The 16433-nt window shown below is 41.8% G+C and carries 14 protein-coding genes; 3 read left to right on the top strand and 11 right to left on the bottom strand.

The annotated features are described in order from the left end of the window. Positions 1–36 precede the first annotated feature (36 nt). Together B3F51_RS09400 and B3F51_RS09405 are read right to left on the bottom strand one after the other, a co-directional pair. Complete coding sequence (locus B3F51_RS09400) at positions 37–1818, bottom strand: hypothetical protein (RefSeq protein WP_286946743.1); 1782 nt, start codon at positions 1816–1818, stop codon at positions 37–39. 9 nt (positions 1819–1827) lie between these two features. Then, positions 1828–2481: an HAD hydrolase-like protein gene (locus tag B3F51_RS09405; RefSeq protein ID WP_070372045.1), complete on the bottom strand. Its 654-nt coding sequence runs from the start codon at positions 2479–2481 to the stop codon at positions 1828–1830. A 236-nt stretch (positions 2482–2717) separates the two neighbouring features. On the opposite strand from B3F51_RS09405, the gene B3F51_RS09410 reads away from it, so the two are divergent. Both B3F51_RS09410 and B3F51_RS09415 read left to right on the top strand, forming a co-directional pair. Continuing rightward, a complete protein-coding gene (locus B3F51_RS09410; RefSeq protein ID WP_070372046.1) occupies positions 2718–3275 on the top strand; it encodes a LemA family protein in 558 nt (185 codons plus the stop codon). Between the two features lie 95 nt (positions 3276–3370). Next, entirely contained in the window at positions 3371–5296 is a 1926-nt protein-coding gene (locus B3F51_RS09415; protein WP_148638301.1) for a DUF2207 domain-containing protein, read from the top strand. A gap of 88 nt (positions 5297–5384) precedes the next feature. Here B3F51_RS09415 and B3F51_RS09420 read toward each other — a convergent pair whose 3' ends face one another. The 3 genes from B3F51_RS09420 to B3F51_RS09430 all read right to left on the bottom strand — a co-directional run bounded on the left by B3F51_RS09420 (position 5385) and on the right by B3F51_RS09430 (position 8002). Further along, positions 5385–6317, bottom strand: a complete 933-nt coding sequence (locus B3F51_RS09420) for a sugar-binding transcriptional regulator (RefSeq protein WP_228879398.1) — start codon at positions 6315–6317, stop codon at positions 5385–5387. Between the two features lie 114 nt (positions 6318–6431). Next, the gene (locus B3F51_RS09425) at positions 6432–7292 is read right to left on the bottom strand and encodes a sensor histidine kinase (RefSeq protein WP_070372049.1); all 861 of its coding nucleotides are present in this window, start codon (positions 7290–7292) and stop codon (positions 6432–6434) included. After that, positions 7289–8002 carry a LytR/AlgR family response regulator transcription factor gene (locus B3F51_RS09430; protein ID WP_070372050.1) on the bottom strand — a complete coding sequence of 238 codons (714 nt, stop codon included), beginning with the start codon at positions 8000–8002 and terminating at the stop codon, positions 7289–7291. Before B3F51_RS09430 ends, B3F51_RS09425 begins: the two co-directional genes overlap by 4 nt. A gap of 276 nt (positions 8003–8278) precedes the next feature. On the opposite strand from B3F51_RS09430, the gene B3F51_RS09435 reads away from it, so the two are divergent. Next, positions 8279–9277: a dihydroxyacetone kinase subunit DhaK gene (locus B3F51_RS09435; protein ID WP_148638304.1), complete on the top strand. Its 999-nt coding sequence runs from the start codon at positions 8279–8281 to the stop codon at positions 9275–9277. Positions 9278–9533: 256 nt separating this feature from the next. Here the strand turns inward: B3F51_RS09435 and B3F51_RS09440 are convergent, their stop codons facing one another. From B3F51_RS09440 to B3F51_RS09465, 6 genes are all read right to left on the bottom strand, one after another. Beyond that, positions 9534–11021, bottom strand: a complete 1488-nt coding sequence (locus B3F51_RS09440; protein ID WP_070372052.1) for an FGGY family carbohydrate kinase — start codon at positions 11019–11021, stop codon at positions 9534–9536. Between the two features lie 297 nt (positions 11022–11318). Next, entirely contained in the window at positions 11319–12131 is an 813-nt protein-coding gene (locus B3F51_RS09445) for a methyltetrahydrofolate cobalamin methyltransferase (protein WP_286804795.1), read from the bottom strand. A 96-nt stretch (positions 12132–12227) separates the two neighbouring features. Then, a complete protein-coding gene (locus B3F51_RS09450; RefSeq protein WP_414632369.1) occupies positions 12228–12869 on the bottom strand; it encodes a cobalamin B12-binding domain-containing protein in 642 nt (213 codons plus the stop codon). A gap of 19 nt (positions 12870–12888) precedes the next feature. Further along, the gene (locus B3F51_RS09455) at positions 12889–14043 is read right to left on the bottom strand and encodes a uroporphyrinogen decarboxylase family protein (RefSeq protein ID WP_228879409.1); all 1155 of its coding nucleotides are present in this window, start codon (positions 14041–14043) and stop codon (positions 12889–12891) included. Between the two features lie 366 nt (positions 14044–14409). Next, the gene (locus B3F51_RS09460; protein WP_070372056.1) at positions 14410–15177 is read right to left on the bottom strand and encodes a DeoR/GlpR family DNA-binding transcription regulator; all 768 of its coding nucleotides are present in this window, start codon (positions 15175–15177) and stop codon (positions 14410–14412) included. A 176-nt stretch (positions 15178–15353) separates the two neighbouring features. Next, positions 15354–16277: a sugar-binding transcriptional regulator gene (locus B3F51_RS09465; protein WP_286946751.1), complete on the bottom strand. Its 924-nt coding sequence runs from the start codon at positions 16275–16277 to the stop codon at positions 15354–15356. Positions 16278–16433: the final 156 nt, after the last annotated feature.

A 16433-nucleotide genomic window follows, 5' to 3' on the forward strand; every position in this document is an offset into this window, starting at 1 on the left:
TTATATACCAGATTTGGCAAAAATGAAACATCTAAATTATTCTGATTTATTTAGCATATCTATAAACTGAATCAGTGCCTGAGCAGCCTGGAACGGTCCATTCTGTTCATAGCCAGGAATGCCCAACTGGGTCCGGATCATACCGATTTTCACACCTGTTTCCTGCATTTTTTTGAATGTTTTCTTGGCAATTTTTTCATGCTCGTCTTTTAACTGCACCGCGCCAAAGGGGTTTGCAAAGTAGGTTGTCGTAATCCCCACTTCTCCAGTGGTACCCTTGGCCATCCGCTTGCCCTCAGAAAAGACTGCATAAGCTTCATCCAAATCATTAAACAGCTCAATCGGTGGAGTAGTTTCACTGATTTCTTCGTAGTTATTAATGTAAAAGACAAAGTCTACTCGGGTCGATTTGGAAATTTCTTCATAGGACATCTGCGGCACAATAACCCGGGCATTGACAATGTTGGGATTCATGAAGATACTGCGGTCCATAGTACTGTAGGCATACCCCGGCTGAAGGTCATCAAGTCGCACAAAAGCGCCTATTTCGGTACCTACGGCCATCAGCTCGCCTTCTTTACTAAAATGAAGGGAGCCCATATCATCGATCAGAATATCAAAGTCACACGCCAATTCTTTCGGAAGTTTGTTGATGGCTTCCAGGGTTTCTGATTTGCCAGCCCCACTATCTCCAATCAGCATGATGTTGGCCGATTTTCGTCCGCCTACCCGAATCTTGGCAAAGGCACCATGAACCGGCATCGCCTTTTTCTCAATTTGAATGATATTATGGAGGGTCAGCATCATTTTTTTCATATAACCAAAGTAATCAATCTCAGCGGTGTCAGGCAAGAGCCCATAATAGACGTCATCTTCTTTGGCGACAAAGCCCAATTTTTCATCATCCTCAAAAAGCGCTCCGTCCAACCCAAAAAATACCACCGCATCTGGTTTTTGTTTGGTAAATTCTTCTGGTGTAGCCATTTCAAAGAGATTGAACAGGCCTGCTCCCAGGGCTAAAAATTCTTTTTGAACATAAACAATCGACAGTAAACGGCCGACCTTTACGGGGATGGCGAACCATTCATCGCAATCCAGGTAGAATTTTTGTAAAATCCGTTTATCCTTCACCGGAAAAATCCCATCACGCTTGCTGGACTGCGTATAAAAAATCACCGGTGGTTCAAATATCGCCTCCCAGACGTAGGGTACCTTGTACAGTGAATCATTTTTGCTCTTAACCCCCCGGTCAAACTCAAATTTGTCGGTTAGAAAAGCTACCTGAGCACCACTGGGCAGCTGCCGATAAATACTGACGCTTTTCCCAGTAACATTGAAGTGGATATTGCGATAAAGATCCAACACCATTTTTTTGAAGGCATCATTGTTGGAGGCTAGGGAATAAGCCTTGGATCGTTTGGTATTTTCGTCCGGACTGTATTCATCGGTTTTAATCATAAAACGTTGAATACTGCGCCAATAGTTGTAAAACCCTTCCAGAAATCCCAGAAACAGCTGGGAATATTCTTCATAGGTAAACTGGATATCAAAATAGCCGGATTGGATAATCTCATCCAGAGCATTAATATTCAACAGATAAACAAAATCAATGAAGGCCGTTTCATTAAACTCGCCCTTGCCATTTTTAAAGGGCTCCAGTGTTTGCAACAGATAGGACTTTTTTACAGTCAGTTCATCAATAAATGTCTTAACCAATTTTTTGAACAGGGTAGACTTAATAATCTGGCCAAAATTGGTGAATTTGAGATCACCCTTGATCAAAGCTGTCCGTTCCAAATTAATATTTTTTGATTCCATGTTTTCCTCCTAGATATTTACTATCTCCAATAGTTCGATAATACTGCTAACCAGGTGGGTGGCTCCAGCCTGTCGTAGTTCATCTTCACTGCCGCAACCATAAGTAACCCCCACTGAATCAATTCCTACTTCTTTGGCACCAATGATGTCAAAGTGACGATCCCCAACCATCACTACATCGGCTAAATCCTTGACTCCATTGTCGTCTAAAAGATTCGTAATGATTTCTTTCTTGTTACTGCGAGTTCCATCATTATATGTTCCATAAACTCGATTAATTGAAATATCAAGCTTCAAACGCTCAACGATTTTCCGTGCATTGGTTTCGTTTTTTGTTGTCGCTACGGCCAGGAAACAGCCTTTTTCGCAGAGTGTGGCAATGGTCTCTTTAACGCCCTGGTAAAGCTTGGCCTGGTACATCTGGCCATTACCTACATATTCTTCCAAGTAAAATTCGTAGCCTTTTCTAGCCTCATCCAATGAAAAGCCATAAATATCCTGAAACGTCTTAAGCATCGGTGGACCAATCAATGCATCAACATTTGTGACTTTCGGATCAGGAACATTCATTTTTTTCAGGGCATATTCAAACGAACAACGGATTGTTTCTTTCGAATCGATCAGGGTTCCATCCAGATCGAATAGTATATGTGAATAACTCATCGTTTCTCCTTGTCAACTTTTTATAATTCATTCAGAATTTTTGTTCGTATTAATTATAATATAGAAGCTACCTTCCAACAAGGCAAAATATTACTCTAAACTGGATAAAATCGTCAAAGAAGGATACTATTTAACGACTTTCTCCCCAATCAAAAGTATCCCTTAATTATATTGTGGCCCGTATGGTGACGTGATATAATAATACCAGTAAAATTGTTTAAGGAGGATTATAAAAAATGATTGCTATTCCAATTATTCTCGGTCTTTTTGTGATCATCGGTCTATGGCTTATTTTATCACGAAATAGCTTTGTCAGTATTAAAAATCAGGTGGAAGAAGCCTTTTCCACCATGGATGTTTATCTTAAAAAGAGATATGATCTGATTCCCAACCTGGTCGAAACGGTTAAAGGTTATGCCACCCATGAATCAGAAACCTTCACTAAGGTAACGGCAGCCCGAACAGCCGCCATGAATTCAACCAGCATTGATGAAAAAATTGCCAATGAAAACGCGTTATCCGGCTCCTTAAAAAGCCTTTTCGCAGTTGCTGAAGCCTATCCCCAACTGCAGGCAAACAGCAATTTTCTGGATTTACAGCAGCAGTTAAAAATGCTGGAAGATGAAATTGCCAACTCACGAAAATACTATAATGCCGTTGTCCGCACCATGAACACCAAGGTTGAATCCTTCCCCAGTAATTTGGTTGCCAGTATCTTTGGCTTCAAAAAACAACCCTTCTTTGAAGTCGGGTCTGCTTCCGAACGGGAAAACGTTCAGGTTAAATTTAACTGATTTAGCTCTGAATCATCGGGATATCTATTTTATACAACAAAAATAGACGGCGCTGTTACGGTGCCGTCTATACAAATATTTGGGAGGTAAACCATGTGAAAAAGCAACGCAAACCGATCATTCTTACACTTCTTGGATTTCTTCTTTTAGGAATTCTTTTTCCCGGAAGCACCTTTGCCCAAGAATATTTTGATATCAACCAGTATGATGTCACCATGAACGTTTTAGAAAACCATGCCTATCAGGTTCAGGAAAACATCACGGTCACCTTTACAGAGCCCCGCCACGGCATCTATCGCTATATTCCGTATAGCGGGACATTTTATCGGGAGATCAACGGACAGCCGGTAGAAACATCCTACAATGCCCGGTTAATTGATGTCACTGTGGATAATTTTAATTATGAGACCTCCACAGAAAATGGCAATGTCGTGATTCAAATTGGGGATGGCGACAAATATGTCAGCGGCACCCAAACGTATCCGATTTCCTACGTCTGGAATCCCGGCGATGACAAAATTGACAGTATGGATGATGTGTACTTTAACATTATTCCCCAGAATTGGGATACCAGCATTGAAAACGCCCATTTCAAAATTATCATGCCAAAGCCCTTTGATCCAACTCAGGTAGAATTTATCTCCGGCGGCTACGGCAGCACCATCACCGATGCTGTTGATTTTACCGTCAGCGGAAACACCATTGAAGGCACTTTAAACCGGCCCCTTTCCAATTATCAAGGAGTCACCCTTAAAATCAATCTGCCAAACGGATATTTTGTCGGTGCCTTTACAGGCGATGAGTTTCTCCCCTTTATGTATCTTATTTTTGGCCTGTCCCTGCTTGGCGGTGCCTTGATTTGGCTCTTCACCGGACGGGATAAAAAACCGGTGGAAACCGTAGAATTCTATCCGCCACAGAATTTTACCCCCTCCCAAATCGGTTTTATTGTCGATGGTGCCCTGGATAAACCAGAGGTTATGTCTCTACTCATGTATTGGGCCGATAAGGGTTATATGACCATTGAACAGGTTGACAAGAAAAAATTCATCTTCCATAAGGTTAAAAATCTTCCCGAAAACGCTGAAGATTTTGAGCATACCTTGTTCAATAATCTTTTTGATCAAAAAGACAGTTTTTCAACCGTCAGTGTTCCAGCCAGTTTTTACGACACCATCGTGGCCACCAAAGAACAGATTAAAAGTTATTTTGATCTCCCTGATCATCAAATCTTTACTCCAGCTTCAAAAATCGGTCTGGCGGTCATCAGTATTTTTATGACGCTGCCGCTTTTAGCTTATGTCATTAATGGCGCCTATAAACTTGGCATGCTGACCTCATTTTTTGAAGGTCTGATTTTTATCGGGATTGTCGCCTGTTTTGCCGCTGCTCCCACGATTGTCGGCGCTAATATTATCACCTCTGCCCTACGCAATCGCAAGGGTGTAGCCCGAAAAAAAACAGTGGGACGCCTGATCCTGGGAATTATAATCCTGTTTGTAGCGATGCTCCTGTTACTCGTTGTTAATTTTCTCTTGGAATACAATTCACTTATGCCAGCACTGTTGGCACTTGGAGCTACCTTCGGCACCGCCTTTTTTCAAATTATTGCTACCCAGCGAACAGAAACGGGTCGGTTATGGTTGGGCCAGGTACTTGGCTTTAAAAACTTTATTGAGAAAGCTGAAAAAGACCGGATTCTGGCCCTGGTCAATGAAAACCCCCAGTATTTTTTCAATATTTTGCCCTACGCCTATGTATTGGGGGTAACCGACAAATGGGCCAAAAATTTTGAGTCGATTGCCATTGAGCAGCCCAACTGGTATTATGGCACCACTTACGGCAACAATTTTACTTCAGTGTTATTCGTATCGAGTTTAATGCGAAGTATGAACACAATCACATCGGATATTATTGTTCCGCCCAACTCCGGATCCGGAGGATTTGGCAGTGGCGGCTTCTCCGGCGGCGGTGGTTTCTCCGGCGGCGGTGGCGGCGGTGGCGGCGGTGGCAGCTGGTAAGGCGCTTTCTTTCACCGAGTATAATCAACAAAATATCATGCTTTAAAAAAACGCCAGAGCATATCACATTGCTCCGGCGTTTTTTGTATTAGACGTTTTTTTGTTCATCCATTTGTTTGATTACGTCACTTGCCAACGCTTCAGTGATCACCAAATGCTTAATATACCCAGTTTTTAAACCACTGATTACTGAAAAAACGTTGGCTTCCTGGGGTACAAATCCAATCACATCGCGTACTCGGGCCAACAGATCAAGCGGAATTTGGATCGAATAGTCCTCATCACTCCGTATCTGTTTCCCCTGGGGATTAAAAAAATATGAAAGCAGGCAGCCCACCGCTTTTTCATCGATCAGTTTTTTTCCAAACCGCATCGCCGACCCATGATCCGGTACGGAAGGATAGCTGCCCAGGGTTATAAACGCCGTCGTAAGTCGTCTCCAATAATCCTCAACTTGTTTAAAATCTTCCGACTCCATCACTTCCAGTTGTTCCTCTGCCGTGGCAGAGATAGCCGGGCAATTAAGATACTCCCCGTGATAGCCGGTTTTATCGGCAAGCTCTTTGACCAGTTCATCGGGATGGTATCCCTGTTGCGGTGCTGTTATTGCACCGATTAATGGGCAGATTATTCCAACGCTGATCCCCCCCCGTTTTTGCTGGGGTAAAGCAGAAATTACTTTGTTGGTATTATAACCCCAACCCAGCCCCAACAGCTTCGCTTTGGGTAAGAATTCCAGTAAAACTTCAGCACCGGTCTGATAAAGATCCTCCGGGAGTGAGACCACGTGACAACTTTTGAGATTAAAACGGTCACACAACTCGTTACCGAGTCCTCTGATTGTGCGATAGTAGGATAAGACATCAATTTTTACAATACCTGCTTTTCTGGCCTTATTCAGAAGATAGCTAACCGCAGGTCGGGATATCGCCAATTCGTTGGCAATCTCCGACTGGGTTTTATTCTGCTCATAGTACAATTGAGCGACATGGATTAACCGGGACAATTCTTTTTCTTTCAACGAACCACCTCAACCTAATGCTTTAAGTGCCTGTATAATATATCGCATCCACTGGCTTTTGTCAATTTTACAAAGACCATTTTTCACTGCTTGTATGGTTGTGATCAGAGTACACTAATCCAGCGGAATCAGAATCGTACATTTAAAGCGGTCATCAAGAATTTGATAAACCATATTTCCTTGGTAACTTTTTAAGACTTGTTTAACATTAGAAATCCCGTATCCATAATGATCTGCGTCATTCCGCTTGCTGCTTACAATATTGTTTCCTGACTTTTGAATCGTTTTTTCATCAACCGTGTTTTCGATATCAATCAGTAAGCTCTCCCGCTTATAATACATATTAAACTTAATGATTTTTTCCTGATTCCGTCGGCAATCCCGCATACACCCCTCAATGGCATTATCGAGGAGATTTCCCAAAATGATGGATAAATCAATGCTGTTAATCTTTAGTTTTTCTGGAATGGCAATGTAGTGGACAAAATTAATCTGATGATCGGCGGCAACCTTAATCTTATAATTCAGCAGTGCATCCACCACATGATTTCCTGATCGGTTCAGATCTGCAGAATTTTGGAGCAGTTCGTGAAATTGCCGCAGATAATTTTCAATTTCATCACTGGCATGGTTTTTGATCAAATACTCCAGCGTAATCAGATGATTATTCATATCATGCCACAATCCCCGTACTTCGTGGTTCTTTTCGAGCATTTCTTTGTAGTGCTTCTGTTGCAGTTCCAATTGGGCATTAGCATTTTTATATTGATTGATCTTTTCCGATTCATGCTCGAGAACATTTAAGATCACAAAAATAACGACGTTGATGTAGACCAGGGCCCCTAGAGAAACAATCCCCAGCAGATGCCGGTTATCAGCATGAACATCAATAAAGTAGAGGTTCAAACCGATAATGAAACTGATAAACGGAATACTAAAGAGCATCATATTCCGAATGATTAATGAAGCTTTCATTCGATTAATCCTGCCATGTACCGGGTAAAAGCATCGTATACTTTCTGATTTCGTTTGGGACTAATCGGAATCATCGTACCATTTTTCAAAATTGCAGTTTTTGTTTTGATGCTCTTGACATTTTTCAAATGAATAATATAAGATCGGTGGCACAAGACAAACCGCAACGAATCCAATTCTTTTTCCAGTGCTGAAATCGTATAATAGTATTCATATTCGGACTCGAAGGTTGCTACTTTAATTTTTCGACCGAGACTCTCAAAATATAAAATCTCATCACATTTTATAAATACGCGTTCATTATTTATTTCGATTTCATGATAATTATTCTTTGACAACCTGATATCATGCTCAAGTTTCTCCAAAACATGAAACACCTTTTCTTCCGGCAGTGGCTTTAATAAAAAATCACTGGCATTAACCGAATAGCCTTGGATGGCATATTCAATTAATGAGGTTGTAATAATAATCCGCACTGTTGCATTGGTTTTTCTGATTTCATTAGCAACATCTATTCCATCCTCGTTATCCAACCGCATATCAAGAAAAATAATGTCAAATTTTATGCCCGTGCGATTGGCTTCAACAAGTTCATAGCCATGCTTAAATGTGGTCAAACAATACTCTGCTTCAAATGGATACCGTCCAATTAAATCTACCAGAATTTTTTTATGTTGTTCCTCATCTTCGCAAATCGCAATTTTCAACATTCTTTCACCTTTTTCTATCCATAATCTTATCTTAATTAATTAATATATTATATCTTATAACCGTCCGGGTTACAATCTTTTACGTTCATTTAAACCATAGTTTTGATTTTGGTGACATTAGATTTAGTTTTCATGACATCGATATTGTTTTAATCAACAATATTTGCTAATATTTTATCAATCCAATACCGTGCTGATTTTATCCCAGTTCTGGATACTTACCCAGGATCAGTTTTGGGGCACCACCATTCAAACTCTAATAAAGGAACCTCTGTCATGAATCTGAAAAAGTTTATTAATAAACCAGAAAATATCACTTCCGAATTACTTGAAGGCCTTGCTCTTGCCAATCCCTTTCTACTTGAGGTAAAACCAAATAACCTTGTTATCAACAAGGGCCTAAAAACCGCTAACCGGGTTACCATCGTCGCCTTGGGAGGATCGGGTAATGAGCCAGCACTGGAGGGATTTGTTGGTGAAGGAATGATTGACATTGCTGTTGTTGGCGATATTTTTGCAGCACCAGGGCATAAGGCAGTCCTCGAGGCGCTCCAACTTGCAGACAAGGGCAAGGGGACTCTTTTAGTTGTGTTAAATCATGCCGCCGACATGCTGGTTGGGACCCGTACCATGGAAGAGGCAAACAGAATCGGTATGAAGGTATCAATGGTTGTAACCCGAGAAGACGTGGCCTATGCACCACGTTGTGATGCCGACAGACGCCGGGGGCTGGTGGGCTGCGTCCCACTTTATAAAATTGTTGGTGCTGCTGCTGCTCTGGGAAAATCACTCCATGAGATTACCGCTATTGCTCAGGATTTTGCCGATAACATGGCAACCATCGCGGTAGCCAATAAAACTGCGACCCATCCCCAAAATGGTTCAGCTTTTGCCATCCTCGGTACCGATGAAATGGAAATTGGGATGGGCCAGCATGGCGAAGGCGGCGGTGGTCGACACAAAATGAAAACTGCCGATGAAACAGCCATCCTGATGACAGATTTACTGATTGACGATTTAAGCCTATGTGCTGGTGAAGAGATCATGGTTATTGTCAATGGAACCGGAGCCACCACCGTTATGGAAATGTTGATTATTTTCAGATGTGTGCACAAATATCTGAGCTCCAAGGGCATCCGGATTGTGGCCAATTGGGTTGAAGAAGTTCTGACGGTTCAGGAACAAGCAGGCTTTCAGTTATTTTTTGCTCGCATGAATGAACAGTACCTCGAATATTGGAACGCCCCGGCACGCACGCCCTATTTGGTGCGATAGCCGATATGTATTCTACTAGAAGTACCCACAGCGAACTTTGCGATTGTTAATCGTTCACAGAAAATAATTTCATTTTTGTCTCCCACTTTTTTATCAATCGGTGTCTTAATCAAAATTAGCCCCTGCAAATTATCTGAATTTGCAGGAGCTATGATTTCATAATACTCTATTTTTTTTGGAACAAACATCAAATCATTATGTTCCGATCAGTAAGACTAACCATAAACCTTCTGTCATGATGCTATTTTGATTACCCCTAGTAGTTCCAGTTCATTGAACGCTTAATGGCTTCCTGCCATCCATCATATGCTTTGTTGCGTTTCTCAGCAACGATTTCCGGGGTAAAGCTTGCTTCAATCGTCAGGGCTGCATCAAAATCTGCTTCTTTCCATAACCCAACATAAAGTCCTGCCATTTCTGCCGCACCTAAACTGGTTGCCTCTACCGAGAATGGACGGTCTACCTGAACATCCATCATATCCGCCATCATTTGCGCCAATAGGTTGTTTTTTGAGGCTCCGCCGTCAATCCGTATCGCTTTCATCTTTATGCCCGCTTCATTAGCCACAACATCCATAATATCTTTTAGTCTAAAGGCGATCCCTTCCAGGGTGGCACGGATCAGATGGGCTTTCTTCGTTCCCCGGGTGATGCCAAATATCGTTCCCCGGGCAAAAGGATCATGATAAGGAGCGCTCAATCCTGCCAGGGCTGGAACAAAGTACACCCCATTGGTATCTTCTACGGATCGGGCCAGGGCTTCAGTATCACTGGACTCGGCAATCACTTCCAAGCCATCTCTCAACCATTGAACGGCAGAACCAGTCACCGATTCATATCCTTCCAGGGCATACGTCATCACATTTCCAAGTTTCCAGGCAATAACCGTATTCAGTCCCTGATCAGAAATGACGCATTCGGTACCAACGTTGATATCCAAAAATGAGCCCGTACCATTGGTGATTTTTCCGGTGCCTGCCGTTCGGCATCCCTGGGCAAATAAGGCCGCATGTTGGTCGGCAATCACACCGGTAATCGGAATTTCTGCACCCAGAATATCTTTCTGCACGACTCCATAATCTCCGGAGTCCGTAATGATTTCTGGAAATATTTTTGTATCAATGCCAAGAAAAGCAAGGAATTCCTCATACCATTTCCCGGTTCTTAAATCAAGGCTGCCCATAACCGAGGCATTGGAATAACTGACGGCATGTTTTTTTCCACCGGTTAATTTCCAGATCAGCCAGGTATCGATGGTACCAAAGAGGGCTTCGCCAGTCGCAATTTTTTCTTTGATCAGAGGCACATTATTAATGTACCAATTCAGCATCATCGAAGAATAAACCGGTCCCAATGTCCAACCGGTGGTCTTTCTTGCTTTTTCGCCCCATTCGCCAGCATTTAATTCCTGACAGAAGGCGGCGGTTCGGGTATCCTGCCAAACGATGGCATTGTATAAGGGTTCACCGGTTAGCTTATCCCATACCAAACATGTTGCCCGCTGATTGGTAATCCCGATGCAGGCAATTTCTTCCGGTGAAATCATGGCCTCGCCAATCGCCTTTTGACACATAGCCACGCTTTTTTCGTAAATTTCCACGGCGTCATGCTCGACCTTGTCTTCACTGGGGGTGTACTGGGTGAATTCTTCATAACTCTGAGCTACAATTTGCAGTTTTTGATTGAAAATCAAAGCTCGCGTACCGGAGGTTCCTTCATCAATGACGAGTACATACTTTTTCATTTCTTACTCCTTTTAAATTTAATTTATGTAATTCCTAACATGATCTACTAAAATGTCTGCGTATATTCATTGGTCCTAATCGCAAACAAACGTTTACATCTTCGTTTCGATAAGTCAATCCCTGACGTTGCCTTAGAATGAAAAATAATGGTTTGTTTTGATTGCAAAATAGGGAATGCAAACAAATAAATTGGAGGGCATGGGCTAACTGAATTAACACTTTGATTTTTAGCATCCAATCTATTCCAAGGCAACTTCAGAGATTGACATGATTCATTTCGTTAAAACGTACGTCCGTCAGACTTTCTTTTTATTTGGACTAATGATCCCGGTACGAAATGCTTTACTGTACCTTCGGCAATTCCGGTCTTGTCCAAGTAGCGCATCGGTCGCAAAAATTGTTGCCATCATATCTTTGTTCGTTGGATCCATTACCGCTGAATCCATTCCCGCTTGAATTGCCAGTGCCATGAAGGTTCGATTAACCTGAGCCCGTCCTGGCAACCCAAATGAAATGTTACTTAATCCTGACGTAATATGTATGTCCGGGTACACAGCTCTGATCGCTCTGATTTCCGCCATGAAATTTATAAACGATTCGTTATCAGTCGCCAGTGCCAATAAACAGGGATCAAGATGAATCCGATCCGGTGCAATGCCGTATTTTGCTGCTTTTTCAACCATTATTTCGGTGATCTTTACCTTCGTTTCAACATCTTTGGGAATTCCATGATCATCGCAGGTTAAGCCGACTATTTCCCATGCGGTTCCTGCCAGCAACGGCAACAACACGTCACATTTATCTCCCTCCCCCGAAATTGAATTCAGCAATCCTGGTTGTTTCGCATATTTAAAAACAGCTTCAATAACCCGGGGGTTGGGGCTGTCAATGCACAGTGGTGTCTCAGTGGCCTCCTGAACAACATCCATGAGCCATTTCAGGGCTTCGATCTCCAGTTCCGGTGCGGTACTGGCACAAACATCAAGATAATCTGCACCCGCCTCTGCCTGCGTGATCGCCAGGTTTGCGATAAAAGCGGAATCTCTTTTTTCAATAGCGTCTTTGACCAACGGAATGGTTCCGTTAATTTTTTCTCCGATAATTATCATGTCTTCTCCTGTGTACTGGTTGTTGCATTTTTACTTTACAAAAGTGATTTATGCAACAACCACAATTGGTTTTCTTTATTCTGATTTAGCTAGTTGTTATTTTAGGCACAGTTCAACAGCCAGAGCAGCTGCACCACCAGCATCCTTCGCAAAGGCATCACATCCCATTCGATCACAGAAATCCTGTGTGATGGGTGCGCCACCAATCATAATTTTGACATTGTCGCGAATGCCCGCATCGACAAACGCTTTAACAACCTTTGGAGTTTCTGGCATGGTAGTGGTGAGCAAGATCGAACAGGCGACAATGTCAGCGTGATGCTCAATGGCCGCTTCAACAAATTTTTCGGCTGGCACATCAATGCCGATGTCAATTACTTTTAAGCCCCTACCTTCGAGCATCATCCCCACCAGGTTTTTCCCGATATCATGCATATCTCCCTGAACACTGCCCAGAATAACAGTTCCCAGCGACTTCGAGTCCTGATCGGTTAATAAAGGTTTTAATACTTTCGATCCTTCCATCATCGCATGACATGAACACAATACTTCCGGGATATAAAGTTCATCACGACTGAATTCTTCGCCAACAATCGCCATCCCCGCCATCATCGCATCAAGAACTTCCTGAGCATCGCAACCGGCATCAATGGCTTCCTGAACTAAACCCGGCATGGCCCGTTCGTCGCCGTCATAAAGCGTCTCTGCAATTTTTTTTAAAATCTCCAATTTTTTCACCTGTCCTTTTTTATACGTTTTATTCTAAATTGATGGGGTAATTTCCGAATTTATGAACACATTTTACCATGTGAACCAGATTTTCTGCACTGACATCACCCTGTACATTGTGCGCCGGGGATAATAAAAATCCACCGCCAGGTGCTAAAGCTTTAATCGCATCACGAACCTCATGGGTAATCTCTTCTTTTGTACCAAAAGGCAAAATCTTTTGAATATCAATATTGCCATGAAAAACAATGTCGTTCCCAAATTCCTTTTTCAATTCATAACGATTCATATTAGCTGCTGCTGGTTGAACCGGGTCAAGCACATCCACACCGCAATCAATCAAATCTGCGATAAATGGTTTGATAGCTCCACAGGAATGCAGCATAATCTTGGCTTGCGGATTGTATTGATGCAAGGTCTTTTTGGCATGTTCAAAATGTTCTTTTAAATGGGGTTTTACAACTTTTTTAAATGTTTTTGGCGACATCAGTGGACGATCCTGCATCCCCAGATCTTCTCCGCTGAGTCTTAAAATGTCAACGTATTCACCGACCTCAGCCATAATAACTTCATTGGTGCGTTTTTGAATCTGACAGATTTTATCCATTAGAGCATGGGCGAATTCCTGATTATTGACGATATCCCGATACCAAAGCTCGTGGCCCCGCATATAGGTTGCAAGTTCAAAGACCGCTCCAGCAAATTTTGCCAGAATTGCGAGATCCGTCGTTTCCCGAACCTCGTTCATTTCTTCCTTTAGTCCGGCGTAACGTTTTGGATCTTCAGGATCCGGCCAGACATAGTTCTCCAAGTCTTCAATAGATGTTGCATGTGCCAATGGTGGATTGACCAGTTCAAAGTAGAAATGTCCGCCATCAATGGCAGTTTTTTTCCAGTAACAACCCCATTCATCAGTAAAACTGCCGTCTTCAAAACTCTTGGTATGAACCGAAACACCGGATCGCGGGGAAATGTAATACATATCAATCCCGAGTTTTTTGATCATCTCAATTGGCATCTGAACTTCAGTCCATCGACCCATCCTGGGGTTCTCTGGCAAATATTCCATATCCAATAGCTTTTTCATATCGCGGTACACATCAATCGTCAGTACCATATCAACTGGCACCCGGTCTGGTTCCTGGTGATTGGCTGCTGCCATCACTCTTTCTCTTGAATTCATTATTTCCTCTCTTTCAACACATAATTAATTCGCAGTTTTCTTAGATATTTTCGAGGCCTCGATTTTTTATTTCGTAAAATATTTTACTTTACCGCTTATTTCAACTACAATATAACACGACATCATCTTCTTGTCAATATTTTATGATAGTTTTGTGTTAACATTATAGTAACTTTATGTTAATATGTTTGATTTAATCGAACAAATATGCTTTTTTTAATTAATTCAATGTTTATTTTTTACGAATTTATAGCATCTTATTTGACTGTCGTTTTCCAAAAATCCTTTCATCAAACAAAAAAACGCATCGTCATTTTCGATGCGTCCCAAAGTATTAATACAATACCATAATTGAAACTATTATCTTTATATAATTTCGATGTTATTGCTCTTACAATATTCCCGATAAATCTCCGGAGTTTTATCGTCAAGAATAAAACCGTCAAATACATTTAAATCAACCATTTTTGTCAATGCAACCTTATCAAACTTCGAATAATCTGCCAAAAGATAACATTTACTACTGATTTCATAAATAGTTTGATTGATTTCTACCTCTTCAAACGCCCCATGGGTAATCCCCTTGTCAATCGATACTGCCATGACGCCCATAAAAGCCTTATCAATATTAAATGTTTTTAGGAACTCATTTGCCTCTTTCCCATAAAAGGCACCAGAAAAACTACGTAGCTTTCCTCCCGGCATATAGACTGTTATTCCAGAAATGGCCGAGGCTTTTAAGGCCACATTCAGTGAAAGCGTAATCAAATTGACATCCTGAATATCTTCGATATAGTCAAGAATCAGCTCCACTGTGCTTCCGGCATTAAGTGCAATGGTGTCGCCATTATCAATGATTTTTGCCGCTTTTTGAGCAATTAACCGCTTCTCTTCAATATTCTGGGTCCGTTTTTTATAAATATCCATTTCCGAGGTCGTCTGATAGTTTATTTTTTCTTTTCTGAAAGCACCGCCATAAGATAATGTAATCCCATATTCCTCGGCCAGATATTTTAAATCCCGACGGATTGTCGCCTCACCCACACCATACTTCTCCGAAAGACTGGCAACTTTAACCGAACCTTTGTTCATAATTGTATTTAAAATTTCTTTTCTACGATCAATATGCAACATCTCAGTTTCTCCTCATATGTGTTCTTTTTTATATTTATCAAGCTCATGGTTATTCTGATCATCGAGAACACATTTCTCAAAATTTATCTGAAATCAAATTCGAAAATTGATCTCTATACTAAATTGTACCCACAAATCCTCATTATTGCAAGACTAACCTATTAGAATTGACCTTATCAATTGCTTTGATTTTGATCGATCACGTCCTTGGCAGTTTGCTCAGCAATCACCAGATGTTTGATGTAGCCAGTTCGCAAGCAGCTGATGACCGCACTGGTGTTGGACTCCGGCGGAACAATGCCAATAACATGTTTGATCCGAGCCAAAAGCCGTAAGGGAATCTGGATGGCGTAATCATCATCCCCTTCGATACGCTCGCCCTGCAAATTAAAAAAGTAAGACAGCAGACTCCCGACCGCTTTCTCTTGCGTCAGTTTCTTGCCAAACCGCAGCGCTGTTCCATGATCTGGTACCAGAGGAAAACTGCCCAGGGTAATAATGGCGGTATCGGTTTTTCGCCACCGCTCAAGAATAGTATGATAATTCGTGGTATTCATAAATAATTCCTGATCTTGTTCTGTGGTGGGAAAGGCTGGGCTGATCAGGTATTCCGCCTGAAACCCAGTCTTACGAGACAAATCGGTGGCCAATTCATTGGGGTGATAACCGCGATGCGGAACTGTTGCTGTTCCTATCAGCGGACAGACGATACCCTGGGCGGTTTCGCCAGTCTTTGCCTGGGGCAAAGCCTCGATCACTCTATTGATGTTATAACCCCATCCCAAACCCAACACTCTGGCATTAGCAAGATACTCCATCAAGACCCTTGCTGCCGTTTGGTGAAAATCTTCGCCAGACTCCATTACATGACAGGTTTTCAGATTGAATCGTTGACACAGTGACTGACTCAAGCCCATTTGGGAGTGATCATAGGACATGATATCAATCTTCACGACCCCTGCTTTTCTGGCCTTCGTTAATAGATTGCTCACTGACGGGCGGGAAATATTCATGATCCGGGCGATTTCTGCCTGAGTTTTATTCTCTTCATAATATAACTTTGAAATTTGGATCAGTCGCAATAACTCTTTCTCTTTCATCTCGTTGCTTCACTTTCTTTACAAATGTCAGTTTTTATATTGTTTAATATATAACAATAGTTATCATATGTCAATATATTTCGATTTTTTGTTACTTATTAAATATTTATCTACTTTAATGCTAACATATGCTATTTTTGATTGACTTGCCTCCTG

It is taken from the genome of Acetobacterium sp. UBA5834 (genome assembly GCF_002435675.1).
Classification (GTDB): domain Bacteria; phylum Bacillota; class Clostridia; order Eubacteriales; family Eubacteriaceae; genus Acetobacterium; species Acetobacterium wieringae.